Source organism: Vibrio atlanticus (assembly GCF_024347315.1).
Classification (GTDB): Bacteria; Pseudomonadota; Gammaproteobacteria; order Enterobacterales; family Vibrionaceae; genus Vibrio; species Vibrio atlanticus.
Map to the genome: position 1 here is coordinate 386,163 of NZ_AP025461.1, position 24,790 is coordinate 410,952.

The 24,790-nt window shown below is 45.1% G+C and carries 25 protein-coding genes; 12 read left to right on the forward strand and 13 right to left on the reverse strand.

Features of this window, described 5'->3' with window-relative positions; genetic code table 11:
- Positions 1–249 precede the first annotated feature (249 nt).
- Positions 250–1,131: a LysR family transcriptional regulator gene (locus OCV30_RS17450; protein ID WP_017067576.1), complete on the forward strand. Its 882-nt coding sequence runs from the start codon at positions 250–252 to the stop codon at positions 1,129–1,131.
- 154 nt (positions 1,132–1,285) lie between these two features.
- Here OCV30_RS17450 and OCV30_RS17455 read toward each other — a convergent pair whose 3' ends face one another.
- Both OCV30_RS17455 and OCV30_RS17460 read right to left on the reverse strand, forming a co-directional pair.
- The gene (locus OCV30_RS17455; protein ID WP_065679188.1) at positions 1,286–1,783 is read right to left on the reverse strand and encodes a hypothetical protein; all 498 of its coding nucleotides are present in this window, start codon (positions 1,781–1,783) and stop codon (positions 1,286–1,288) included.
- 139 nt (positions 1,784–1,922) lie between these two features.
- Entirely contained in the window at positions 1,923–2,456 is a 534-nt protein-coding gene (locus OCV30_RS17460) for a dihydrofolate reductase family protein (protein ID WP_065679189.1), read from the reverse strand.
- Positions 2,457–2,549: 93 nt separating this feature from the next.
- Here OCV30_RS17460 and OCV30_RS17465 point away from each other — a divergent pair, with 93 nt between their 5' ends.
- Positions 2,550–3,119 (forward strand): TetR/AcrR family transcriptional regulator, encoded by a 570-nt coding sequence (locus OCV30_RS17465; protein ID WP_065679190.1) that lies wholly within the window; start codon positions 2,550–2,552, stop codon positions 3,117–3,119.
- Positions 3,120–3,325: 206 nt separating this feature from the next.
- Positions 3,326–4,858: a phospholipase D family protein gene (locus OCV30_RS17470; RefSeq protein ID WP_065679191.1), complete on the forward strand. Its 1,533-nt coding sequence runs from the start codon at positions 3,326–3,328 to the stop codon at positions 4,856–4,858.
- Positions 4,859–4,948: 90 nt separating this feature from the next.
- Here the strand turns inward: OCV30_RS17470 and nfsA are convergent, their stop codons facing one another.
- Positions 4,949–5,671: an oxygen-insensitive NADPH nitroreductase gene (nfsA, locus tag OCV30_RS17475; RefSeq protein ID WP_065679192.1), complete on the reverse strand. Its 723-nt coding sequence runs from the start codon at positions 5,669–5,671 to the stop codon at positions 4,949–4,951.
- Between the two features lie 279 nt (positions 5,672–5,950).
- On the opposite strand from nfsA, the gene OCV30_RS17480 reads away from it, so the two are divergent.
- Together OCV30_RS17480 and OCV30_RS17485 are read left to right on the forward strand one after the other, a co-directional pair.
- Positions 5,951–7,195, forward strand: coding sequence for an NADH:flavin oxidoreductase/NADH oxidase family protein (locus OCV30_RS17480; protein WP_065679193.1), 1,245 nt, complete (start codon positions 5,951–5,953; stop codon positions 7,193–7,195).
- Positions 7,196–7,517: 322 nt separating this feature from the next.
- Positions 7,518–7,754, forward strand: coding sequence for an HP1242/YdcH family protein (locus OCV30_RS17485; protein WP_065679194.1), 237 nt, complete (start codon positions 7,518–7,520; stop codon positions 7,752–7,754).
- Positions 7,755–8,005: 251 nt separating this feature from the next.
- Here OCV30_RS17485 and OCV30_RS17490 read toward each other — a convergent pair whose 3' ends face one another.
- From OCV30_RS17490 to OCV30_RS17515, 6 genes are all read right to left on the reverse strand, one after another.
- A complete protein-coding gene (locus OCV30_RS17490) occupies positions 8,006–8,815 on the reverse strand; it encodes an SDR family NAD(P)-dependent oxidoreductase (protein WP_065679195.1) in 810 nt (269 codons plus the stop codon).
- 302 nt (positions 8,816–9,117) lie between these two features.
- The gene (gene glpD, locus OCV30_RS17495; RefSeq protein ID WP_029224413.1) at positions 9,118–10,677 is read right to left on the reverse strand and encodes a glycerol-3-phosphate dehydrogenase; all 1,560 of its coding nucleotides are present in this window, start codon (positions 10,675–10,677) and stop codon (positions 9,118–9,120) included.
- A gap of 287 nt (positions 10,678–10,964) precedes the next feature.
- The gene (locus OCV30_RS17500; protein ID WP_004732237.1) at positions 10,965–11,750 is read right to left on the reverse strand and encodes a DeoR/GlpR family transcriptional regulator; all 786 of its coding nucleotides are present in this window, start codon (positions 11,748–11,750) and stop codon (positions 10,965–10,967) included.
- Between the two features lie 292 nt (positions 11,751–12,042).
- Positions 12,043–13,566, reverse strand: coding sequence for a glycerol kinase GlpK (gene glpK, locus OCV30_RS17505; RefSeq protein WP_004732235.1), 1,524 nt, complete (start codon positions 13,564–13,566; stop codon positions 12,043–12,045).
- A 59-nt stretch (positions 13,567–13,625) separates the two neighbouring features.
- Positions 13,626–14,480: an MIP/aquaporin family protein gene (locus tag OCV30_RS17510; protein ID WP_004732234.1), complete on the reverse strand. Its 855-nt coding sequence runs from the start codon at positions 14,478–14,480 to the stop codon at positions 13,626–13,628.
- 448 nt (positions 14,481–14,928) lie between these two features.
- The gene (locus OCV30_RS17515) at positions 14,929–15,360 is read right to left on the reverse strand and encodes a PACE efflux transporter (RefSeq protein WP_065679196.1); all 432 of its coding nucleotides are present in this window, start codon (positions 15,358–15,360) and stop codon (positions 14,929–14,931) included.
- 130 nt (positions 15,361–15,490) lie between these two features.
- Between OCV30_RS17515 and OCV30_RS17520 the strand changes: the two genes are divergently transcribed.
- Positions 15,491–16,378 (forward strand): LysR family transcriptional regulator, encoded by an 888-nt coding sequence (locus OCV30_RS17520; protein WP_065679197.1) that lies wholly within the window; start codon positions 15,491–15,493, stop codon positions 16,376–16,378.
- A 126-nt stretch (positions 16,379–16,504) separates the two neighbouring features.
- Here OCV30_RS17520 and arsB read toward each other — a convergent pair whose 3' ends face one another.
- The 3 genes from arsB to OCV30_RS17535 form a co-directional block, all read right to left on the reverse strand.
- Positions 16,505–17,560: an ACR3 family arsenite efflux transporter gene (gene arsB, locus OCV30_RS17525; RefSeq protein WP_048609881.1), complete on the reverse strand. Its 1,056-nt coding sequence runs from the start codon at positions 17,558–17,560 to the stop codon at positions 16,505–16,507.
- A gap of 102 nt (positions 17,561–17,662) precedes the next feature.
- Positions 17,663–18,004, reverse strand: coding sequence for an ArsR/SmtB family transcription factor (locus tag OCV30_RS17530; protein ID WP_004732207.1), 342 nt, complete (start codon positions 18,002–18,004; stop codon positions 17,663–17,665).
- Positions 18,005–18,138: 134 nt separating this feature from the next.
- Complete coding sequence (locus OCV30_RS17535; RefSeq protein WP_029224304.1) at positions 18,139–18,663, reverse strand: HPP family protein; 525 nt, start codon at positions 18,661–18,663, stop codon at positions 18,139–18,141.
- A gap of 138 nt (positions 18,664–18,801) precedes the next feature.
- On the opposite strand from OCV30_RS17535, the gene OCV30_RS17540 reads away from it, so the two are divergent.
- From OCV30_RS17540 to OCV30_RS17555, 4 genes are all read left to right on the forward strand, one after another.
- Positions 18,802–19,398, forward strand: coding sequence for a TetR/AcrR family transcriptional regulator (locus OCV30_RS17540; RefSeq protein ID WP_061022292.1), 597 nt, complete (start codon positions 18,802–18,804; stop codon positions 19,396–19,398).
- Between the two features lie 78 nt (positions 19,399–19,476).
- Positions 19,477–20,274, forward strand: a complete 798-nt coding sequence (locus OCV30_RS17545) for a Cof-type HAD-IIB family hydrolase (RefSeq protein WP_065679198.1) — start codon at positions 19,477–19,479, stop codon at positions 20,272–20,274.
- Between the two features lie 181 nt (positions 20,275–20,455).
- On the forward strand, positions 20,456–21,103 hold the full coding sequence (locus OCV30_RS17550; RefSeq protein ID WP_065679199.1) for a DsbA family oxidoreductase: 648 nt from the start codon (positions 20,456–20,458) through the stop codon (positions 21,101–21,103).
- 34 nt (positions 21,104–21,137) lie between these two features.
- Positions 21,138–22,331 carry a winged helix-turn-helix domain-containing protein gene (locus OCV30_RS17555; protein WP_065679200.1) on the forward strand — a complete coding sequence of 398 codons (1,194 nt, stop codon included), beginning with the start codon at positions 21,138–21,140 and terminating at the stop codon, positions 22,329–22,331.
- 65 nt (positions 22,332–22,396) lie between these two features.
- Here the strand turns inward: OCV30_RS17555 and OCV30_RS17560 are convergent, their stop codons facing one another.
- On the reverse strand, positions 22,397–23,254 hold the full coding sequence (locus tag OCV30_RS17560) for a LysR substrate-binding domain-containing protein (RefSeq protein WP_017096297.1): 858 nt from the start codon (positions 23,252–23,254) through the stop codon (positions 22,397–22,399).
- Between the two features lie 106 nt (positions 23,255–23,360).
- Between OCV30_RS17560 and OCV30_RS17565 the strand changes: the two genes are divergently transcribed.
- On the forward strand, positions 23,361–23,684 hold the full coding sequence (locus OCV30_RS17565) for a putative quinol monooxygenase (protein ID WP_065679201.1): 324 nt from the start codon (positions 23,361–23,363) through the stop codon (positions 23,682–23,684).
- Between the two features lie 3 nt (positions 23,685–23,687).
- Positions 23,688–24,662 (forward strand): Gfo/Idh/MocA family protein, encoded by a 975-nt coding sequence (locus OCV30_RS17570; protein ID WP_065679202.1) that lies wholly within the window; start codon positions 23,688–23,690, stop codon positions 24,660–24,662.
- Positions 24,663–24,790 lie beyond the last annotated feature (128 nt).

Below are 24,790 nucleotides of genomic sequence, written 5' to 3' on the forward strand. Positions count from 1 at the left end.
CGAGCGCGATAAAATGGGGCAGCTTGTGACTGCAATAGGAGCGCTTCGTTTGATGGCGAGGATTATCTAGCAAAATATATTTGTGAAAAAGGCCATCATTAACAAATAACCTTTGTGCTATTTGCAATAATTGGAGAGTTAGCCGATCATTGGATTAAGCTGATGAGATCGAAAAGACACAGATGATTTGAGCTGTGATGATCACAAGCGAGATGACATTAAACAAAATGAAAATAGTGAAGGAGCCTTATGTTAACCCGTTCAGATGATTTAGAAATGGTACTCACCGTTGTCGATGCTGGTGGTTTTTCTGCGGCGGCAGAGGCGTTGGATGTGCAGGTCGCCAAGGTGTCTCGTTCGGTGAGTAAGGTTGAGTCGCAACTCGGCGTCTCAATATTCAACCGAACAACGAGACGCGTGGAATTGACGGAGGAAGGACGGCAGTTTGTCGATTCAGTCAGGGTGGGATTACAGATGATTCAGAGCGCGGAAGAAGAAATCGTGTCGCGCGGAGAGTTGCCAAAAGGTCGTTTAAGAGTCGATGCCGCCAGTCCATTCGTATTCCATCAGCTAGTGCCGTTGGTGCAGTCATTCAAAGAGGCTTACCCAGACATTGAGTTGGAACTCACTTCCAACGAAGGCTTCGTTGATCTTCTCGAAAAGAGAACTGATGTTGCGATTCGAATCGGTAAGCTGTCCGATTCAACACTGCACGCTCGACCGTTAGGTAAAAGCTTACTCCATATTGTGGCGTCACCTGGTTATCTCGCTAAGCGTGGGTTGCCCACCAAACCTGAAGATTTGAGTTCGCATCAAATTGTGGGGTTTGCGGGTAACAAAGTGCTTAACCATTGGCCTTTACCAAATCAAAGTGATGTCGCGCCTACTGTGACAGCCAGTAATGGTGAAACCGTGCGTCAACTAGTCTTAGCAGGAAATGGTATTGCTTGTTTATCGGGGTTTATGGTGCAGGAAGATATGGCTGCGGGTCGCCTAATCCCTATCTTGGAACAAGACAAACTTGCCAACACAGACCGAGAGCGAGTGAATGCGGTTTATTACAAGTCGTCCTCTGTCTCTAAACGTATCTCGGCGTTTATTGATTTTATACAGCCCCGTTTGAGCTTGTAGGGAAGAATGAAACACTCTTTAGCAGCACACAGTCAAACCGTTATTTGAATCGTTTGAGAACGGGTATTCGTATCAATGTTTAGAGAGCACATATTGTTGTCTTGAGATTCGATAGGTGGATGTGATCTCAATAGCGTTTACTGACTTTCAGTGTTTAAAAACCGCCCGCCCACGCATCAAAATCGTCAATATTGTCGAGTTCTTGCTGGCTTCTTGGCACAGGGTAATAAGGCAAGGCTAACCTTTGAACGGAAGGTTGCAGTTCCCAATCGGGCGTAATCTTGAGTCGGGTTAATTCATCGTTGAGGCGCACAAACATATAGTAGCCATCGGCATGGGTATTGGCGTAACTCGCGATAGTTGCGATATCACCGGAAGGTAATTTTACGTCTCGACCCAGTGGATAGAGTTGGTGCAATGCGAAACTCACTTTGGGATCTTCAAGTTTGTCTTGCTTAAAGCGTTCTAGGCCAATCGCGGTTGAGGTCGTGCGCGGCTTCCATCCTGTGAGGAACAATCCACTCAAGCTATCTTGGAATGGCTTACCCTTTCGATTGCCTTCATTGGTAATGAATTGAACCGTCAGCGTGTCTCCCGATTCTTGCAGAATTTCTAAAAACTGTTCACCAGTGCGATCGACCAAAAGCTTCATAATATCCAGCTACCATCAAGAATGAGAGACGATAAAGGGTACTACTTTAGGGGAGGTTTTGGTAGGGACTATAAAGGTTATGCAGCGTGAACACTGTTTTCAGTGTTGATCGTTACATTCCCTTTATATGGACAATAGTTTAACGCTTACGCAAGTAGTGAGTTTGTACAATTTCATCTAGGTAAGTGTTGACGCCTTTCAATGTAAAGTTGAGAGGAGAAACTAAGTCACCAAACAAAGGCGAGCCACCACCAAGAACGACAGGAATCGTCGAGATGATCAGCTCATCAATCAGGTCTTCTTTCATGAAGTTTTGAATGGTGACGCCACCATCAATGTAAAGGTTGTTCATGCCTTTGCCGTTCAGCTCTTCGATGATCTGAGTTAACTCGCCCTTCATCAGGAACACTTTACCTTCCAGTTCCTTAGACACTTCCGTCAAGGTGTTACTCAGCACATAGACCGGTTTGGTGTAAGGCCAATCAATACCAAAGCTCAATACCATATCCATCGTGTTGCGGCCCATGACCAAAGCATTAATGCGATCAGTATGGGCGTTGTAACCCATGTCATCACCCTCTGGATTTGGGATCGCGTGGAGCCAATCTAGGCTACCTTGTTTGTCCGCAATGTAACCATCCAGACTCACGCCGATAAAGACAATATTTGACATTTTTAACTCCGAAATTGAACAGGAACTTGGCAATTACACCGTAATAAATTAAAATATTCTACAGTGTAGAAATTAAGTTTAAGAGGTGGCGTTATGACTGTCAAGGATCAACAACGAGGTCGGCCAAAGAGTGGATCAAGCCAACTCAGCGCTGAGAAGATCTTATATACGGCCAAAAACATGATGCGCGAAAGTGGCAAAGTCCCGAGTATTCGGGGGCTAGCGACAGAACTCGGTGTGGATGCGATGGCGATTTACCATTACTTCAAAAACAAAAATGATCTGTTGGAGTCGATCACTGTGTCGTTGGTAGGAGAAGTTGCGGAGCCTGAACAAAACCAAGCGTGGCAAGAGAACCTTTATCAACTGAGTGTGAGTTACCTGTCGGTACTGAATAATTATAGTGGGTTGCTAGAAACCCTGCTGACGATGAAATCTCTTGGGCCTGTCGAGGTGTTTAGCGAGCGCTTTGAAGCGGTGCTGAGTCCTTTGGAGCTAACATCAGAACAAACGGAAGACGCCCTTCATTTGCTGGTGGACTATCTGCATGGCTACGCGCTGGCGCTGAACTGCAACCCAGACAGAACTGAGATCACAGTTGAGATGGTGCGAAGGCCTTTAGGCTTGTACTGCTTGGGTATCGAACAGTTGAGATCGCAGTAATTTCAGAACCAAGATGAAGGTTTCAGGGCGCGGTTTAGTGATGTGCTGCTCACGATGAGGTTCTGATGTTTCATTTATAGTGGATAATTACCTATAAATTTCAGGCTTTAGCAGTAATAATCAATGAATAGACCTGAACAGCTTGTTAATCGCAAAGCTGTTGGGACAGTTTCTAAAGACGTTACCGTGAAAAGGAAGTCAGACACATGCCTGTGCTCCAACGCATCAGTTTAACCTTAGTTTTAGTCGCTATTCTCGGCGGCTGTTCTTCATTACCCGAAGGCATCGATCACCCGACAGAACCGCCAACCTCTCCTACACCTAGTTCTTTATCGGTTCTAACCAATGAATTTCAGCCTGAAGCTTTAGAGCAAGGCAACACTGCGGTTCGTCTGCAAGAGTCCGGTTGGGATGCTTTGGCACAGCGATTAGCGCTGGTCGAAAGTGCCGAGCACACCATCGACATTCAATACTACATCTGGAACTCTGACGAATCGGGCAGCTATCTCGCTAGCCGTTTATTAGCCGCGGCCGAGCGTGGTGTGAAGGTGCGCGTAATGCTGGATGATATCAACCTCAACGAACGTGAAGGTTTGCTGTCGGCACTGGATGCGCACCCGAACGTCGAGATTCGTATCTTCAATCCAACACCAACACGCCGCGGTTTCAGTAAATGGCTGAGCTTTGTCGGCGACTTTTCTCGTTTAAATCGCCGTATGCACAATAAGTCGTTTACCGTCGATGGTACTTTGTCTGTGGTGGGTGGACGTAATATTGGTGATGAATACTTCGACCTTTCTGATGAAATCAATTTCCGAGACCGCGATGTATTAGTCATGGGCTCGGTAGTTAACACCATCCAAACCAGTTTTGTTGAATACTGGAACAGCCGTTGGTCTTACCCTGTCGATATGCTGGGTGATGACGAGCAACCTGATCTCTCGAAGATAGATAATATTGTCGTTCCGCATTATCAAAATTATCCTGAATTACCATTAGATCGTAAGGCTTCTGATAGCTTACTGAAAGAGGTGATTGGTGAGATGACTTGGGTGAATGCGCGTTTTGTTTATGATCAACCCGTCCCTGATGACTCCGATAATACTGATGAACCAAAAGCGACCGCGATTCTTCTAGGTAAGTTAGCGAGCGAATCGAAACAAGAGATCTTATTGGAATCGGCTTACCTTGTATTCGATGATGGTCAGCTTGAAGAGTGGCAGGTATTGAATAACAAGGGCGTTGAGATAAAAGCGCTAACTAACTCAATGGCGTCTAATGATCTGGTGACCAATCACTCCGCTTATGCGGGTAGACGTTACGACATGCTGGAGCATGGTATTGACCTGTTTGAGCTAAAACCAGAATCTAAGCTGTGCGAAGCTTCGACTCAAGACGTGTCTAAATGTGCGCCTGAGACGGCCTATGGCTTGCACGCAAAATCAGTCGTATTCGACCGCAGCATCGCGAGCATCGGTTCATTTAACTTCAACTTGCGTTCTACCTACCTCAATACGGAATCGGTTTTGATCATCGAGAATAAAGAGATTGCTGAAACGTTAGCAAAAACTATTGAGCAAGCAATGAGTGACGACAATAGCTGGCGTTTGGAACTGGAAGATGGTGACGTGTATTGGTATTCAGGTGAACAAAGTTGGGACAGCGAACCAGAAACAGGCAAGTGGGAACGCATGCAGTCAGGCTTCTTACAGTTGTTACCGATTGAGAAGTATCTGTAGCAAAATCGGCACCGTATAAATGAAAAATGTCAGCGCATAATACGCTGACATTTTTGTTTGTGCTGCTTATTGCTGAAATCGCTTAACGGTCTATCGCTTGGTCAGCTGTTTACTGTTTAAGTAAGGCAGAATGTGAGGGCGAGACTCTCCAGACAGCTTCTGCGTGATCTGCTGTGACCAGCTGCTTTGCTTCTGATTGCTTGAGCGGTTTGCGTAGTAGCTCTGCATCGAATCGTCGTAGCGAGCAATCTCATCTAGGCTCAGCGGTTGGTATTGGTTTTCGTGCATCACCACGTGAGCAGGAAGGCGAGGTTTGACTTCAGGCTGCTGCGCAGGGTGACCTAAACACATACCAAATAGCACGGCCGTGTGTTGTGGAAGTTCCAGTAGTTCATCGACTTGTTGTGCGCTGTTACGTAACCCGCCAATGTATACGCCACCTAAACCTAGAGACTCAGCAGCCAACATGCAGTTTTGCGCCATGATGCCAGAATCTACCGCGCCAATCAGGGTCAGTTCAGTAAAGTCGGTTTTCACTTCAGGGTTGATTTGCGCGTGGCGTTGATAGTCGATACAGAACACCAAAAACTCAGCCGCGTTCTCAACGTAAGCTTGGTTGCCTGCGTATTCGGCTAACAGTTTGCGCTTCTCTTTGTCTGTCACTCTCACGATAGAAACAGCCTGCAGTAAGCTCGATGATGAAGCCGCGAGACCAGCCTGAATAATCACATCAAGTTGTGCTTTTTCAATCGGTTGATTTGTATATTGACGAATGGAGCGGTGCCCCAGAATAGTTTCAATCGTGCTGTTCATAACTCTCAGACAGTCCTTGTGATGATGGCGTAGAGAATCACAATAACGACAATTACCATGAGCGTAAAGGGTGTTCGAGCCTTTCTGGTTGGCATATTTCAGCAGCGTCAGCCCAGTTTTTGAGATTCTATTTATAATCGATTAATGCCAGCTGCTATGCCGCTGGTATTTTATTATTGAGTGAAACTTGCTTGGAAATACGCACTAAATGCTCAGAACTGTCGGATAAAATAGGGCATACTGGACTGAATATATAGACCAAAGAAAGTAACCACGCGCATGAATCCGATCTGCCTCAACGACCCTTTTTCTCTTCCTAATGGCCAAGTGATCAAAAATCGCCTGTTCAAATCGGCAATGAGTGAACAGCTAGGTGATAAACACCATAATCCTAAGCAAGGTTTAGTCACGCTTTATGATCGTTGGGCTCAAGGAGGAATTGGTCTATCCATGACGGGCAACGTGATGGTCGATAGAGGCGCGCTTGGTGAACCTAAAAACGTTGTGTTGGATGAGCACAGTGACTTAACCATATTTCGTGAGTGGGCGAGTGCCGGGACACAGAATGGTTCGCAGATATGGATGCAACTGAATCACCCAGGTAAGCAAATTCCTAAGTTCTTATGTGATAGCCCGGTTGCGCCTTCGGCGATCTCTTTAGAGCGTGGATTAGAGAAAGGCTTCAATACGCCACGAGCTCTGACTGAGACGGAAATCATCGCAATTATTGATAAATTTGCGCTGAGTGCAAAGCTATCAAAACAAGCAGGCTTTACTGGTGTGCAGATTCACGGTGCTCATGGTTATCTCGTGAGTCAGTTTTTGTCTTCGAGACACAATCAACGCCAAGACAAATGGGGTGGCTCACTCGAAAACAGACTTCGTCTTGTGCTTGAGGTTTATCGCGCGATTCGAAAAGAGGTCGGTGAAGATTTCCCTGTCGGAATTAAGCTCAACAGCGCCGACTTCATGAAAGGTGGCTTCACTGAAGAAGAGTCGATGCAGGTTGTGCAAACACTGAGTGATAACGGTATCGACCTGATTGAGATCTCTGGCGGCACCTATGAAAGTCCATCAATGATGGGTTCAAAGAGCAAAGCTGAACCAATCAAGGCCAGCACGGTAAAACGTGAAGCGTATTTTATGGATTACATGGTGAAGGCGAGAAAACTCGTCAGCACTCCGCTGGTGGTCACGGGTGGTTTTCGAACCGCGCAAGCAATGAATGAAGCATTAAACACCTCGGCGACCGATTTTATTGGTATTGCGCGCACAATGGCGGTTGATCCAGATTTCCCTAACAAGTTAATTGAAAACCCTAGCCACGGCATGCTGCTAACGGTGCCAACCACAGGAAAGCCCGCTTTAGACAAAATGGCGATGGTTGGGCTGGTTTGGTATGAACATCAGATGTGGCGCATTGCCTCTGGCAAGAATACCGACCCTAAACTAAGCGCATTAAGTGTGGTGGTAAAAACAATTCTCAGCGCCGGCTGGCACGCTTTCAAAAAGCGCAGAGCGTAAGCAATCATGGATTGTTAAATCAGAACTTTAAGGAATTGAAGTTCTGCTTTTTGTTATTTGTTCTCTTTTCAAATTTAAATTATCGATAAATACATCGTAGGGCACCCAGCCAGTCTTCCTTATAAAGCCTTGCGCTGAAGTGAGGCTTTCTTCTATGTAAAACGACTGACTTTTTGGGTGCATGTTATAAATTTTTGAATCTGAACTGTCTATATTCTACGCTGTGTACTGGATCTCGTTTGTTATTTGTACCACTTGCTAAGGTTAATAACGAATGTGTTTAAGTTTAATCCAATCACTTTACTCAACTTAAGAGGTTTCTATGTTAGGTGAAAATCACTCTCTTGTTCACGAATTTCCTGAAATGAAAGACAAAATTGCTGAGCTTGCTAAAACTGACGATGGCTTTGCAGAAGATATGAAGACATACGACAACCTTGATAAAGAGATTCGTAAACTAGAGCTGAAAGATTCACCCATTGATGACGGCTCGATGCTCCAATTAAAACATGATCGTTCTGAGCTTAAAGATTCACTGCATGCTCGTTTAACGAGCTAGTGAGCTGGTAATTTTGCTGACTAACTAACTAACTGACTAACTAAATGGCGAATTGCAGATTTAGACAAAAACTCCTTCGGGAGTTTTTTTGTTTTTGACTCAACAATATAGAGGAATTGAAACCCACTGTATTGTTGGGTCAAAAATAGATTTACGGCAAGGCTCTGCATTAATAAAGTTCTACCTTACACAGTGCAGAGCTTTTTAGTATCAGCGATTGCCTAAGCTTAAAAAGATAGGCTTCTGTTTCTCTATGACAAGATTGTCGTAATGATCTCTTCAATTTTAGCGACAACTTGCTGTGATTTATCACCGTATATAGCATCTGGGTGCGGGTTAGCAAACGTGTTGTTGTCGTTATCAAAGTATTGACCGCCTGCTTGTGCGAACTCATCAGACAATGATGCGCGAACCAGAATATCAGAACCGATGCTTAGGTCGCCGCCTGCAATGCCGTAAGCGTCTTTCACCATCTTACTGCCTAGTAACGAAGCTGGGTTGACCGCAACCACCATTGGCGCTGTAGAGCCTGACTCTTTTGCCATCTCGCGAGTCCACATGGTGATCGCAAGCTTGCTTTGTGCGTAAGCGTCGCCATCAGAAAGCGGTTTCTTGCCTTCTAGCGCTTCGATGTTCACTGCTGCTTGCGCCGCTGAAGATAGGTTCACTACTCGGCTAGATGCATCGAGTAAAGGTAGCAGACGTTTAGTCAGGTGGTATGGTGAAATGGTATTCACAACAAAACGAACATCTAAACCGTCTTTAGTGATTGGGTTCGGAGTGTTGAACACACCTGCGTTGTTAATCAGTACATCAATCTTATCGTGCTCAGCAATTACTTTGTCAGCCAACGCATCCACATCGGCCAGAACAGACAAGTCTGCCACATAACTTTGAATTTTTACTTCATCAGAGATCTCCACAAGTTGTTGCTCTACGTCTTTGAGCTTGCTTGGGTTACGTCCATGCAATAAAACGTGGTGACCTTGTTGAACAAGTACTTTTGCCGTTTCGAAGCCGATACCATCGGTAGAGCCTGTGATCAGAATAACTTTTTGCATGGAATAGATTCCTTATTAAAACGCTGACATAGTGAGCGTTTCTAAATGTGTCGTTTCGTTGAGGTAAAGAATAGCAATCTTTTGTAAAGTTGATAATCAAGCTGATTAATAAAACACTATTTAGTTTTTGTTGAAAATAGAGGTGTGAACAGAGCCTCAGTCCGTGCGAAGGAGACGATCAATCGAGAGATTTATCTGATCGAGTTCTTAGGCCGGAATAGCAGGCAATAAAAAAGCTTAGCGCGGGGGACGCTAAGCTTCGTTGTTAAATATGTTCTTGAACCATGTTTAGGCTGGTGGGGTTAGCCTACTTGAGAAAAGCTTACAACCTTGCTTTGTAGCTTCTCTTTCAGGTAATCCGTCACCGCTTGCTGCTCGGATTCGCTCATGTACAGGCCAAGTTTGGTTCTGCGCCACAAGATGTCTTCGTCTGTCATCGCCATCTCTTCATTGATCAAGTAATCGATTTCAACTTGATAAACGCCATGCGCTTCGCTTGAGAATTGGATGCCAAGGTCAGCTTCGCTATTTGCGCCTTCCAGTAGCTTCCACGTGTAAGTACCAAATTGAGTCACGTAGCGAAGTAACAACGCTTCAGATGCCCAAGGGTATTTAGTGTGGATCATCTTCGCAAGCTGCTCTCTGCTGCAACTAAAGTTACCACCTGGAAGCGTGTCGTTCGCTGTCCATGGTGCACCCATGTTGGTTAGGTGTGGTTCTAACTTTTTAAGTGCCGCTTCGCCGAGCTTACGGTAAGTGGTTAGTTTGCCGCCGAAGATCGAAAGCAGTGGTGCTTGATCCAGTTCTGCGTCCAATTCCAATGTGTAGTCACGAGTGATCGCTTGTGGTGAATCCGATTCGTCGTCACAAAGCGGTCTTACGCCACTGTATGTCCAAACCACGTCTTCACGACCGAGCTGTTTAACAAAGTGTTGGTTAACAATATCAATCAAGTAATCCACTTCGACATCATCAATTGCGACGTTACGTGGGTCGCCTTTGTATTCAAGGTCGGTGGTGCCGATGATCGAGAACTTATCTAGGTAAGGGATCATGAACACAATGCGATTGTCTTTGTTTTGCAGAATGTACGCTTGTGGTTCGTCGTGAATGCGTGGCACAACAATGTGCGAGCCTTTGATCAGACGAATATTACGAGGCGAAGCCTGCTCTAATCCATCATCAAAGAACTGTTTAACCCAAGGACCAGCAGCGTTAACAAGCGCTTTTGCTTTGCGTTCAAAGCGTTGGTTTGTCATGACATCAAGGATCGTCACATGCCAAATACCACCTTCGCGGTGCGCTTTTTCAACACGGCAGTAGTTACGTACTTCTGCGTTGTTTTCTTTTGCTGCCAACACGTTGAGCAATACCATACGCGCATCATCCACCCAGCAATCTGAGTATTCGAAGCCTGTCTTCATTTCTGGTTTCAGTAGCCCTGATTTTGCTAGGTTGACTGTCTTACTTCCAGGAAGAGTAGTGCGCTTACCCAAGTTATCGTAAAGGAATAGGCCACAGCGAATCATCCAAGCTGGGCGTAAAAATGGTCGATGAGGTAAACGGAAGCGCATTGGTTGAGCAACATGAGGTGCTTTTCTTAACAAGACTTCACGTTCAGCGAGTGCTTCCGAAACCAAACGAAATTCGTAATGTTCAAGGTAGCGTAGGCCACCGTGGATAAGCTTTGAGCTAGCGGAAGACGTTGCAGATGCGAAATCATTTGCTTCGTATAAGCCAACGTTTAGACCACGACCTGATGCGTCTGCCGCGATGCCTGCACCGTTGATGCCGCCGCCAATCACGATCAAGTCTAAAGTGGAAGATGTACTGTTGTTTGAATTATTTTGTTGAGCACTCATGGTTTTGACCTCTTTCTGAGTGAACGAGCATTTTAGAACATAATTGAATCCTATATGAACTTTCGTTTGCGGTCATTTATTATTTTCGTTTATGCGCGTTTTATGTGATTTGGGCATAAAAAAACCTCTGCTTATGAAAGCAGAGGTTCAAATAAGTCTAATTCGAGCATAGAAGCGACAGTGACAGTGACAGTGACAATGACAGCGAGCAAGTTTTACTTTTTTAACTTTTCTATAAAGAATCGTGATTCATTTAAGAAAGTGGCTCACTGAGCACTTATGTTGAGTTATTCGCTCACAGGACGAGCGGTATCGATCACTTCTAATGGTATTGCTGAATCTTTAAGGATGTTGAGAATCTCTTCCGGTGGCTGCTTGTTGGTAAAGACCATGTGCGCTTGAGAGATATTACCGAGCTTAACCATCGCGTTACGGCCAAACTTGGTGTGGTCGACGGCTAAGAAGATGCTGCGACTGTTTTCGATGATAGCTTGTTTCACACGAACTTCGTGGTAATCAAAGTCGAGCAGTGAGCCATCAAAGTCGATGCCGCTGATGCCCAAGATACCGAAATCGAGGCGGAACTGCTTCACGAAATCGAGTGTCGCTTCACCAACAATGCCACCATCACGGTTGCGTACTTCGCCACCCGCCAGGATAACCTTGATCTCTGGGTTCGGTAGAAGGATGCTGGCAACGTTAATGTTGTTGGTGACGACTCTTAGTTGTTTGTGGTTTTTGTTGAGTGCGCGTGCCACCGATTCTGGCGTGGTACCGATATCAACGAATAGGGTTGCACCATCTGGGATGTGCTTAACCAGTTCGTCGGCGATCACGTCTTTTTCGTTGAAGTTAAGCGCTTTACGCGTGTTATACGAGGTGTTTTCTGAGCTTAAAGGAATGGTTGCACCACCATGATAGCGACGAATTTTGTTGCTATCGGCAAGTTCATTGAGGTCTCGTCTGATGGTTTGTGGGCTGACATCGAACTTTTCAACGAGCTCTTCGGTACTCACATATCCTTGTGTTTTTACCAGATCTACAATCTGCTGGTGTCTTGGTATCTGCTTCACTTAACTTACCACTCCCTGCGCGCAAAGGGCTCTAGCGCGTCAAAATCGAAAATATAAACTCACGCTATTGTGCTCGAATTGATGAAAAGAGAGAAGTAATGATGGTAAGGAATCATGTCTAAACCGCAAAAACGCTGCGCAAAACGCGGAATTTGAGCCTGAAACGCAAAAAAGAGCACAAAATAGTGCTCTTTTTAGTTTCGTTTGCTGAGGTTCGAACAATCTAGTCGATTAGATTACTCGGGTTCCTAGGTCAGCGGCTAATGATTAACGATTAGCTGAATAATCAGTATTACTCGTTGTCATCGTCATCGTGCAGCTCAGACCAAACCTGTGCACACTTGATAGCACGTTTCCAACCTTTGTAACGGCGGTTACGCTTCTCTTCGTCGTGGTGCGGCATGAATGTGCGGTCAAGAACGGCTTTGTCTTGAAGCTCATCAATGCTGTCCCAGAAACCAACCGCTAGGCCGGCAAGGTAAGCGGCGCCCAGAGCGGTTACTTCCGTTACTTCAGGGCGGTGAACTTCAGTATCCAGCACGTCTGATTGGAATTGCATTAGGAAGTTATTCGCTACTGCGCCGCCATCAACACGTAGTTTCGCTAGCTTGATGCCAGAGTCAGCTTGCATTGCGTCAAGTACGTCACGCGTTTGGTAAGCAATACCTTCCAACGTTGCACGGATGATGTGGTTAGAGTTAACACCACGAGTCAGGCCAACAATCGTACCGCGAGCGTAAGCATCCCAGTATGGTGCGCCTAAACCAGTAAACGCAGGGACTACGTAAACGCCGTTTGAAGAATCTACTTTTGTTGCGAAGTACTCAGAGTCTTCTGCGCCAGCCAGTAGCTTCATTTCATCACGTAGCCATTGGATTGATGCGCCGCCCATGAATACTGCACCTTCAAGTGCGTATGCAGGCTCACCTTTAGGACCACATGCTAGCGTTGTTAGTAGGCCGTTCTTTGATGTTACTTTCTCTTGGCCTGTGTTCATTAGAAGGAAACAACCTGTGCCGTAAGTGTTCTTAGCTTGGCCTGCTTCTACACACATTTGACCGTAAAGTGCAGCTTGTTGGTCACCCGCAATACCCGCGATTGGGATACGAGTACCGCCTTTACCACCAAGGTTCGTTTGACCGTAAACCTCAGAAGAGCGCTTCACTTCAGGCATCATGATTGCTGGAATGCCCATTTCATCAAGTAGCTTCTGATCCCAGCATAGGTCGTTGATGTTGAACAACATAGTACGTGACGCGTTGGTGTAATCCGTAACGTGTACACGTCCTTGAGTCATTTTCCAAACCAACCAAGTATCAACGGTACCGAATAATAGTTTGCCAGCTTCAGCGTCTTCGCGAGCGCCTTCAACGTTGTCTAGAATCCATTTTACTTTTGTACCTGAGAAATACGGGTCAAGGACTAAGCCTGTATTGTCACGTACGTAGTCTTCTAGGCCACGCGCTTTTAGGTCTTCACAGATGTCTGCAGTACGGCGACACTGCCATACGATTGCGTTATAAACAGGCTTGCCTGTCTCTTTGTTCCAAACAATGGTGGTTTCACGTTGGTTCGTGATACCAATGCCCGCTAGCTCATCGCTGCGGATGCCTGCTTTAGCAAGAGCTTCAACCAATGTAGAGCTTTGAGTCGCCCAGATTTCCATTGGATCATGCTCAACCCAACCCGCTTTCGGGTAAATCTGAGTGAATTCTCGTTGAGAAGAACTAACGATGTTTGCATCGTGATCGAGGATTACAGCGCGAGAACTTGTGGTGCCTTGGTCTAGGGCAACAATGTATTTTTGCTCGGTCATGGTAAGAATCCTTTTTCTTTCGTTATTTATATTTTAGTAAATGTAAGGTCGCTTAGGGATTAAGCTTGAGCTTGTTCAGCTTCTTCTTCTGTTTCACATTGGTTTGGAATTGTGCAGCCTTGGCCTTCTACTGGTAGGTAAGCACCGATAACACGTGGGTACAACCAACCACCAAAACACGCACCAGCAATTGGAGCAAGAATTGGAACGATGAAGTAAGGAATATCACGAGCACCGCTTAGTGCGAAATCCCAACCTGCAAAGTAAGCGAACAGTTTTGGTCCGAAGTCACGAGCAGGGTTCATTGCAAAGCCCGTCAGTGGACCTAAAGAACCACCGATAACCGCGATAAGAATACCGATCAGTAGAGGGTTCATTGCACCGCGAGATGCGCCGTTGTTCTCATCACCTAACGCTAAAATGGCAAACATCAACACTGCAGTAATCACGAATTCCACAGCAAAAGCGCCGAAGAAAGAAAGTGAAGCATGTGGGTAAGTCGAGAAGATACCAGCAGTTGATAGTGCGTCTTGGCTGCTACGAACAAAGTTATGTGCGATTTCGTAGTCAGTAAATAGGTTGCTGTACAGGCTGTAAACCAATGCTGCAGAGCAGAAAGCGCCAAGCAGTTGCGAAATGATGTAAGGCACCACTTTCGCTTTATCAAAGCCATGGAACATGGCCAGTGCAATCGTTACGGCTGGGTTGATGTGTGCGCCTGAAACGCCGGCAGTACAGTAAATTGCAATCGCAACACCGAAGCCCCAGATGATGCTGATTTCCCATTGTCCGAATGTCGCACCAGTTAATACCAGAGCGGCCACACAGCCAACGCCAAAGAATATGAGTAATCCTGTACCGATAAATTCAGCCAAGCATTGCCCAAATAAAGAAGGGTGTTTGTTTGTTGTCATGTTCGAGTCCTTTTTAGTTTTGCTTATCTAGCACGTGTATTGTGCATATATTTGCGAACTCGAAAATAAACGAACATCAAAAGTGAGCGTTTGAGCATAAAATTGTTAATTAAAGTCACTTGAAATGTTAATCCGAACACTTTTGCTCGAAAAAGATGCTCGCATGAACGTCATTGCTCGAATTGATAGGTTGCGAAGCCGCTCAAACTACCTATATGTAAATGAATGCGCAACTGGTACGAGGAGTTTATGTTTGGATTTGTGATGCTACTTCGTGAGTGGAGGATTATTAGACTTAATTAGGGAGGGCTGTGTGATGTTTTTGCTATGTAACAAGGGCGTTAACAAATGAGCTTATATGCATAAATGAATAAACTGCCAACTATGTTGTAGTTTGGCAGTTTTAATTTGGGTGTATGTTCTTGTTATACGATACGAACTTACCGCTCTAAACCAGAGCTGCCACTTTTCCTTTCGCAACCAATTGATCTCGAACCGAGTCATACGCCCAGTTGAACGCAATCGCGTAAAGTACGAAGAAGATAACTAGGCCGATGTCCATGATCAGTACGGTTAGGAAGTCGAGTTGTAGAACCCACATCAAGACAGGTAGAGTCACTGTCATTAAGCCAAGCTCAAAACCTAATCCGTGCAGGATACGTGTTTTCGTGGTTCTTTTGCTTCGGTCTGTTCCGTAAATTTTGTCGTAGCCATAGTTGTAAACGTAGTTCCAAGCCATCGCTATCAATGATATTGCAAGCGCTAAGCCTGCCATTTCACCTGCGCCGTTTCCTGTAATATAGGTTGCAAGCCCTGCCATCAAAACCAAAGCAACCAATTCAAATAGCACCATGTGCAACATGCGTTCTTTATGTGACATTTTTCTAACTCTCTTTACGATTAAATAGCCGCCGATGGGCTAATGACTTGGCTAGATAATATCTACTTAAGTGATAATATAAAGATAGTTAGTATCACATATAATGATAGAAAGTTTTGGGAGAAACCGAATGTACAACATTGAACAACTGAAAATGTTTGTGTATGCCGTTGAATTAGGGTCATTTTCTGCCAGTGCTCGTCATTTGGGTAAGGTGCAGTCAGCGGTAAGCCAAGGCATCAGTAATCTTGAAATAGATTTTAATGTTGAGCTTTTTGATCGTTCGACTCGAAAGCCTTCACTAACCAAAGCGGGCGAGCAGTTATTTAAACAGGTGAAAGCGATCGTACTTCAGGTTGAAGATCTGAATGTGACGGTTAACGCGATGGGTAGCGGCGAAGAGGGGCTCATCAAAATTGCATTAGATGATTCATTACTGGTTCCGAACTTATCTAAGATCCTTAGTCAGTTCAGTTATCAATTCCCGGCGACTGAAGTTGAACTGGTTGCGTGTACCACAACAGAGGTCAATCCGTTAATTATCGAAGAGAGAGCCGACATTGGATTGATGTTTACCAACTTGGCTTTTGATGTCGGTTCTGAGCCATGCTTTATCGGTCACTTACCGTTTATTGCTGTGTGTCATCCAAGTCATGCGCTCGCAAAAACAGGTGTGGCGAAACTCACTGACTTACTCCCGCATCGTCAGTTAATGTTGAGGGGAGACAAAGGCAAGGTGATGGATCAGTTTCCGCTGATTGCCGGAAAGGTATGGTGGTCAAACAGCTTTATTGTGATCAAAGAGATGGTACTTGGCAGCGATATTGGCTGGGCATACTTACCCAAGCACCTTGTCGAAGAGGAGCTGAATAAGCAGCGTTTAGTGGAGATTAATGTCTCATTCGATCACAAAACATGGTCGCCGCCCGTTGATCTTGTTCTGTCTAAAATACGCTCTAAAGGCCCTGCGTTACTTTGGCTTGAACAAGCTTTGAAAGGCTTATTAGACGAAACGTAAACTGGACGAGACTTAAATTGGATCAAACTGAATAAAGAAAAGGCTCACCGTTTAACGTGTGAGCCTTTCTGTTTGACGTGATGCTGCTTTTTATCAGCTCTAGATGTAGACGCTAGACGCTAGACGCTAGACGCTAGGTTTAACCGTCTGACCGTTGTAGTACTTGTCTTTCATCTTAAGCGCCACGTTCACTAGGTAAATCAACACAGGTACTTCAATCAGTGGACCGATAACACCTGCAAACGCTTGGTCTGAGTTGATACCGAATACTGAGATTGCCACTGCGATTGCTAGCTCGAAGTTGTTACCCGTCGCTGTGAATGCAATTGATGCGTTCTTGTCGTATTCAATACCCATCTTCTTACCAATGAAGAAGCTTATGAAGAACATTGCTGTGAAGTAGATAGTCAGTGGAACCGCAATCAACAATACGTCCATTGGCAGCTCAACAATCATCTCGCCTTTTAGGCTGAACATCAGAACGATAGTGGCCAGTAGTGCAATCAGTGTGATTGGAGAGATGCGTGGAATAAACACATCGTTGTACCACTGCTCGCCTTTCATCGACACAAGGATCTTACGGCTCAAGAAGCCCGCTAGGAATGGGATACCTAGGTAGATAAGTACACTGTGTGCAATATCGATCATCGAGATATCAACCAACATGCCTTCGTAACCAAATACTGGCGGAAGAACGCTGATGAACAACCACGCCATAAAGCTGTAGCTCACCACTTGGAACGCACTGTTTAGAGCAACTAATGCCGCACCGTATTCTTTGTTACCGCCGCCGATGTCGTTCCAAACCAGCACCATCGCCACACAACGAGCTAGACCAATCAGAATCACGCCGACCATGTAACCTGGGTGGTCACCCAAGAAAGTCAGTGCCAACACAAACATCAGAATTGGGCCAACAAGCCAGTTCATGATCAAAGATAGTTTGATGGCTTTCTTATCTTTGACCACAGTGCCTAATAGGTTGTAGTTAACCTTAGCCAGAGGCGGGTACATCATTAAGATAAGGCCAATTGCCAGTGGAATGTTGGTTGTGCCAACAGACATTGATTCGTTCCACTGTTCGATTTGTGGGAACAAGGTGCCAAGCAGTACACCAATGCCCATGGCGATGAAGATCCACAGCGTTAAGTAGCGATCGAGAAAACCTAATTTTGGTTTCATTATATTGTCTCTTTGGTTGTTATCGTTAATCGTCGAAAAGCGATATTTAAAGGCAAAAAATACGCTTAGTTTATTGTGTTCGACAAACTAAGCGTGGTTAATCTATTTTAAAATGGTGTCGATAAGCGATTCAAATTGCTGAATATTATCTCGGTTAATACGGTAGCACATCTTCGGTGGTATCGATTCAGCAGTGATGAAACCAGAGGTTTTCAAGATTCTTAGGTGCTCTGATACGGTTGATTGTGCCAAACCTAATTCGCTAACTAAATCACTGTTCAAGCAGCCGCCCGATTTTTCTAACGTTGAAAGGATACTCAATATACGAACTCTTGCCGGGTGAGCGAGCGCTTTGGCCAGAGCTGCCATTTGCGTTTCAGCTTCGGTATCACCATGTCCGATTGGTAGAGCACAGCCACCAGTTGTAGAGCAAGTTTCGTTCATATTGATGTTTCGCTTTCCATAATCGTTAAATGACGATTAATAGTAAGCCCATTTTATATAAGGGTCAATGTGATCTTTCAATTTGCTTCTAAATTGGATGTCAAAATCCATATTTATCATTGAAATTCAATAGACTAAGACTTGGATGAACCAAACCAGTATAACGGCCACTTTTGTTGTGAATCGCTGTTATTCAATAGCGTACTGATACCAACCAAAGCGATGCTGCCTACTAATACGGGAGTGAATAAGAACGTCCAATCCACATGTGCGGTACCTGCCAAAGCTATCACAATCGGATTGGCGCCAGCGGGTGGGTGAACCGCTCGAAAGTATTGCATTAGCATGATGGATGAGCCGACAGCGATTGCCATGGCCAAATAAGAATCCCCAAAGCCATATAACACGACTAAACCCACTGCAGCCGAAATAAAGTGACCCGCGATGACGTTTCTAGGTTGAGCTAACGGCGATGTAGGCACCGCGAACAGTAGTACGCACGTCGCACCAAATGGAGCCATTAACCACGAGAAGCCAGAGCTTTCTGCTAATAGGCACAAGGTTAAGATGCCCAGCGTACCGCCAATAAAACCTTTAATCAGTTGGCTTATGCTTGCTTTCGGAGGAAGAGCTCCACCACCAGATAGTTTACCGATCATAATCATTTCCTCTTGTTATCTCTTTTTATTGCAAGTGTACAGATCTGTACTGTTTGATTTGAATGATACAGATCTGTACACTTCTTGCAACGAGAAATTGAGCTCTACGATTTCAGAGCGATTTGAGGTTGATGAACGATGAGTAAAAAAGATTTGATTCTGGATGTAGCGGAGTCGCTATTTAATCAGTTTGGTTATACCGCTGTTGGGGTGGATATGATCCGAGACGAAGCGGCGGTTTCTAAGACATCCATGTATCGTCACTTTGGATCGAAAACCAAGCTGATTGAAGCGGTGTTAGAAAGGCGTCATCAGCGTTTCGAGTCGAGTTTAGAGGCGGAACTGTCATCAACCTCAGGATTGCAAAACCAATTGGATGCGCTGTTAGATTGGCATCTTGCGTGGTTTGAACAACCCGACTTCAAAGGCTGCATGTTCATGCACGCCTTGGCGGAATTCAAAGAGTCCGAAGATGACATTGCGATGCTCTCGCGACAGCACAAGGCTTGGCTCAAGAGTACTATTTACAAAGTAGTCAGTGGTGGCGAAGAGGTAGACGTTGCAACATTAGAATTACGCAGCGAATCAGTCATGACCTTCATTGAAGGGCTTATCGTGAGAAGTGAGTTTGGTGAGTTAGACGCGAGCTTAGATTCAAACTCAGATTTAGGCGCTGACTCAAAGAAAAAAGCCTACCGAAAAGCATTGCATTCACTGGCTACTCTAGCGATATAATCGAAGGCAGAACCGTTACACAAGATAACGAAAAATCATAATTTACACTTTAATTTTTACTTATAGGTAAGCCCTGAAATGCCACAACAGAACATCAAATTTATCGCTGCTGATATGGACGGCACTCTGCTTAATGAACACGGAAAATTAGACCCGGAATTTTTCAATCTTTATGAGCGCTTAGAAGCTCAAGACATTATTTTTGCTGCGGCATCGGGGCGTCAGTACTACAGCCTGATGGAAACCTTTGCTCCACTTAAAGATCGCATGATGTTTGTTGCTGAAAATGGAACATTGGTGATGCATAAAGGCCAAGAGCTTTACAGCTGCTTACTTGATACTGATGCCATCAAAGAGATCATTAAAAAAGCTCGCGCGATTGAAGGTGCTCATGTGGTGCTATGTGGTAAGAAGTCTGCATACATCGAAACCAAAGATGAGCGTGCTCTAGCGGAGATCTCTAAGTACTACCATCGCCGTGAGAAAGTAGAAGATTTACTGGCGGTAGAAGACGATTTCATCAAGGTGGCTATCTGTCACTTCGACGGTTCACAAGAGAAAGTGAACCCAACTATTGATGCCAAGTTTGGTGAGAACTACCAAGTGGTTGTCAGTGCGAAAATTTGGTTGGATGTGATGAACGCTGAAGCGTCAAAAGGTGCGGCGATTAAACATCTACAAAACACATTAGGTTTCACTTACGAGCAGACCATGAGTTTTGGTGATTATCTAAATGACTTGGAAATGCTTAAAGAGAGCTACCACTCTTACGCTATGGAAAATGCACATCCAAAGCTGAAAGAGATCGCTCGTTTTGGCGCGCCAAGTAACGTTGATGCGGGTGTGTTCCAAGTACTTGAGAAGCTGCTAGCGTAACGCGGTTAAGCTCCAACAGATTTTTATTAAAGCCAGCTCGGTAATAGGAGTTGGTTTTTTTGTAGGCTACAGATCCAGTTAGTTAAATTTGAACGATTGTTCAGGTTGTTGTAGTCTGAAGATAAATTGGATGCCTGCTTATACAGCAGATATGCCTTATCAATGATCATTTGGAATGACGATGAGCAAGAAACTTCAACTCGATATTATTTCTGACGTGATGTGCCCTTGGTGCGTGGTCGGCTACAAAAACCTAGAGCAAGCCGTTTCAGAGCTTGGCTTAGAACAACAGATTGAATTTGAATGGCAGCCGTTTGAGCTTAACCCTGATATGCCGGAAGAGGGCGAAAACCTGCGTGATCATATCATGAGAAAATACGGTTCTAGCGCAGAAGAGAGTCAACGTTCACGTGAACAGCTTGCGGCTCGTGGCAAAGCGGTTGGTTTCGATTTTAACTTCTATGACAACATGAGAATGGTGAATTCACGCCACCTGCATGTGCTACTGGATTTTGCACTAGCGCACGGTAAACAGACTGAGTTAAAGCTACGCTTCTTTGCTGCTCACTTCACAGAGCAAAAAGATCTGTCTGATCTTGAGGTCATCGCGCAAGAACTTGAAGCGGTTGGGCTAGATTCAACGAAGGCACTGAAGCGCCTAAAGAACACCGACAACTTGAAGCAAATTGAAGCGCAAGAGTTTGAATGGCAACGCATGGGGATCTCAGCTGTTCCTACTGTGGTGTTCAATCGTAAGAGTGCAGTCACTGGTGCGCAGACGGTCGAAACGTACAAGCAAATTCTTCAAGAACTTATTGCTGAATCATAAGCCGATTATTGGTATCAATTAGAGTCTGAATTACATGGAATCATTGTCACTCGCTCAAGCGCAAAAGATTGTACTGCTTTCGCAAAAATTGCCGTCCAAAAAGCAACGCAATGGAGGCACTTTGGCGAACACGCTGTCTGCGATTGAAAACCTTGGGTATGTTCAAATTGATACCATCTCTGTGATTCAGCGAGCTCACCATCATACGCTGTGGAACCGCAATCAAGACTACCAACTGAATCATCTGGATAAGCTGTTAGAGCGTCGAGAGGTGTTTGAATATTGGTCGCACGCCGCCGCGTATTTACCCATGCGCGACTACCGCTTCAGCCTACACCGCAAGAACGGTTTTGCGAGCGGTAAGCTTAAGCATTGGTATAAAAAGGATGATGCACTGATGGCGCATGTTCTCAAACGTATTGAGAGCGAAGGGCCATTAATGGCGAAAGACTTTGAAGGGGATAGACCAAACCCCGGCGGATGGGGCGGTAAACCTGCCAAACAGGCACTAGAGACTTTGTTTATGCAAGGTGACTTAATGGTGCCGAGCCGAGTGAACTTTCATAAGGAGTATGACCTAACCGAGCGAGTTTTGCCGAGCGGAATTGATACCTCTGAGCCGACCGAACAAGAGTACATCGAGCATCTGATCACGCGTTATTTAGAGGCTAACGGAGTTGGAATAGCGTCGGAAATGAGCTACCTACTCAAGAACACTAAGCCTTTGATTCTGAAAGCACTCCAACAGATGCTTGAAGATAAGCAGGTTCTGAAAGTAGATATTCAAGGCTCTGATTACTATGTCCAGCCAGGTGCTTTTGATCTGCTGAATCAACCTCTTTCCAGAACCAAGTTAAAGATATTGTCTCCGTTTGATAACTTGCTGATTCAACGAAAGCGAATGCAATCATTGTTCAACTTTGACTACCTCCTAGAATGCTATGTTCCAGAGGCCAAGCGCCAGTTTGGTTATTTTAGTTTGCCGATTCTGTGGCAAGGTACGCTGGTGGCACGAGTGGATTGCAAGGTCGACAGGAAGACCCGTTTACTCAACATTCGCAACTTGGTTGTTGAAGAGCGAATTAAAAACCATGAGTCGTTGGTTCATGCTTTATGCGATGAGCTAAAACACTTCATGGTGTTCAACCAATGTGATGAGATGATCGTCCATAACACCACACCTTCTGATCTTGGCAAACGCTTGATGAACCATTGGCAAACGGTTTAGTGGCTTTGTTGTTTAGAAAATTCTTCATTACTTAAAAGCCTTTTTGTGAATTAGTCAGCGCTTAGCTATTCGGAAAGAGAGGCTAATAAAAACTCGACAAAGGTTCGGTTTTTCAATGACAGTTGTTTGGTTTTGTAGAGCAAGTGAATCGGCTTTGGTAACGGCGCCATGCCGGGTAGGATTTCCAATAGCATTCCACGCTCAATTTCTTCGGTAACTAAGATAGTCGGCTGTAACAACACACCTACGCTTTGTAGAGCGGCATATCGCAACACATCACCATTATTCGACATCAAGCGCACACGTTCTTTGTTCGGTGTGGCGTGAGGAGCTTGGCTGCTGTAACTGAACCCAAGCGACGGGTGCTGCGCCAAGTCTTCTAATACTCTGATTTCAGCATGTTGGTTAAGGTACTCAGGAGCCGCGCAGTAACACATCTCATAATCCCCTAAGTATCTGGCGACTAAACTTGAATCGGACAGGTCGCCAATTCGCACAATCAGGTCAATGTCGGATGAATAAGGGTCGACAAGGTCATTATTCAACATCAGCTCAACGTTAATGGTTGGGTGATGTGCGAGAAATTTGGCCACGATAGGGGCGAGCACCTTGTTTCCATAGGTAACTGGACAGTTAATTTTTACCGTGCCTTGCGGTTGATTTTCCAAGGTCTGAATCAGGTTCTCTGCATTGCTGATGTCTTCGAGAATTCGCTTACACTCACGATAGTAAAGCTGCCCTGAGTCGGTTAACGATTGCTTACGCGTGGTGCGGTGGATCAGCTGAGAGTTCAGACTGGTTTCTAAGGAATGGACATGCTTACTGATCATGGTCGCCGACAGGTTGAAGTGGTTGGCGGCGCTACGAAAGCTGCCTTGTTCCACCACGTAGACGAAGACTTTCATGCTGGTTAACTTATCCATTAAACACTCTTGGTTGATAAACAATAAACAAAAGGTGAGTTTATCAATTATTAGGGGTTAATTATATTAATGGCAAACCGATAATTGACTAAAATAAGAGCGTGAAATGCTTCAAATGAACGAAACCATCTTTGTTACTGCCGAACTTAAGATCAAAACCAACGTAGAGAGAGCTGCTGCGATCGAAGCTATCGAACAGTTTTGTTTAGACATGCAAAGCGAGCCGGGCTGCCTACAAGCAATTGCAACCTATGATCAAAGTCAAAGCGATCGTGTGATCTTGCTTGAGCAATACGCAAACCGTGAAGCGATCAATCAGCACTTTGTGATGCCTCATACCAAAGCGTTTATTGAGCGTGGCATTACCGAGTTGGTTCAAGCATTCGAAACGCAACGTGGACCTATCAAAGCACAAGAGCAGGAGATCTAAGACATGAAATGGGGAATCCTAGGAACCAGCTTTATCTCAGGCGTCATGGCGGATGCGATCAAAGGCGATGCTCAAAGCGAGCTGTATGCTGTCGCTGGTCGCACAGAGAAAACACTCAATGAGTTTGCTGCCCAATACCAATCAACACGAACCTTCAACAACTATGATGCCTTGATTGAAGATGAGTCGGTCGACATTATCTACATTGCTCTACCAAACCATGTCCATCATGAGTATGTGATTAAAGCGGCTCAAAAAGGCAAAGCGATCTTGTGTGAGAAATCGTTATCGGTTGATATGGAAAAAACCGAGCAAGCTTTGCAAGCGGTGAAAGAAGCGGACGTATTCTTTGCTGAAGGTCTGATGTACTTAAACCATCCACTCATCGCTAAGCTTCATCAAGAGTTGGCAACCGGTGAGATTGGCGAAGTGCGCTCAATTCAAGGTTCATACGTTGCGGCGATTGATCAGTTCGTTAATCCTGCAAGTAAAGGCGCGTTGTACAACCTGGGTTGTTACCCAATGTCTTTGATTCACTCTGTCGCACAACAACAGTTTGGTGAGAGTGTGTTTGATGATGTGCAGATCTCAGCAATCGGCCGACGAGGCGAAGATGGCAATATCTGTGAGTCGTCGGCGATGATGCGTTTCAACGGCAGTTTTACCGCGCAAATCCACACTGCTGAAGATCACGGCTTAAAGCATGGTTTTACGATCCTAGGTAGCAAAGGCTGTATCACGCTAGATACTAATCCATGGCTACCGACGGCAGAAAACACGTTTACCGTAGAGATCTATGAGACGTCGATACGTGAAGTGAAAGTCGAAGCGCAAGGCGATGGTTTCCATTATCAAGTGCGCAATATCCGCCAAGCGGTTGAGCAAGGTGACACACAACTTGCTGCACCGATGGCGACTCATCAAGACTCTCGCGTGATCATGAAGTTACTGACTGATTGGGAACAAGCGGCGAGCTAATATCTTCGTAAATTCTATATTCGCCTCATGTATGATTGCCTCGTAAGTGATCAAGCATGAGGCTTCTTCTCTATATTCTACTCGCCTCTTCCCAATAAATACTTTGCATTTGAAACCGCCACAGTGTC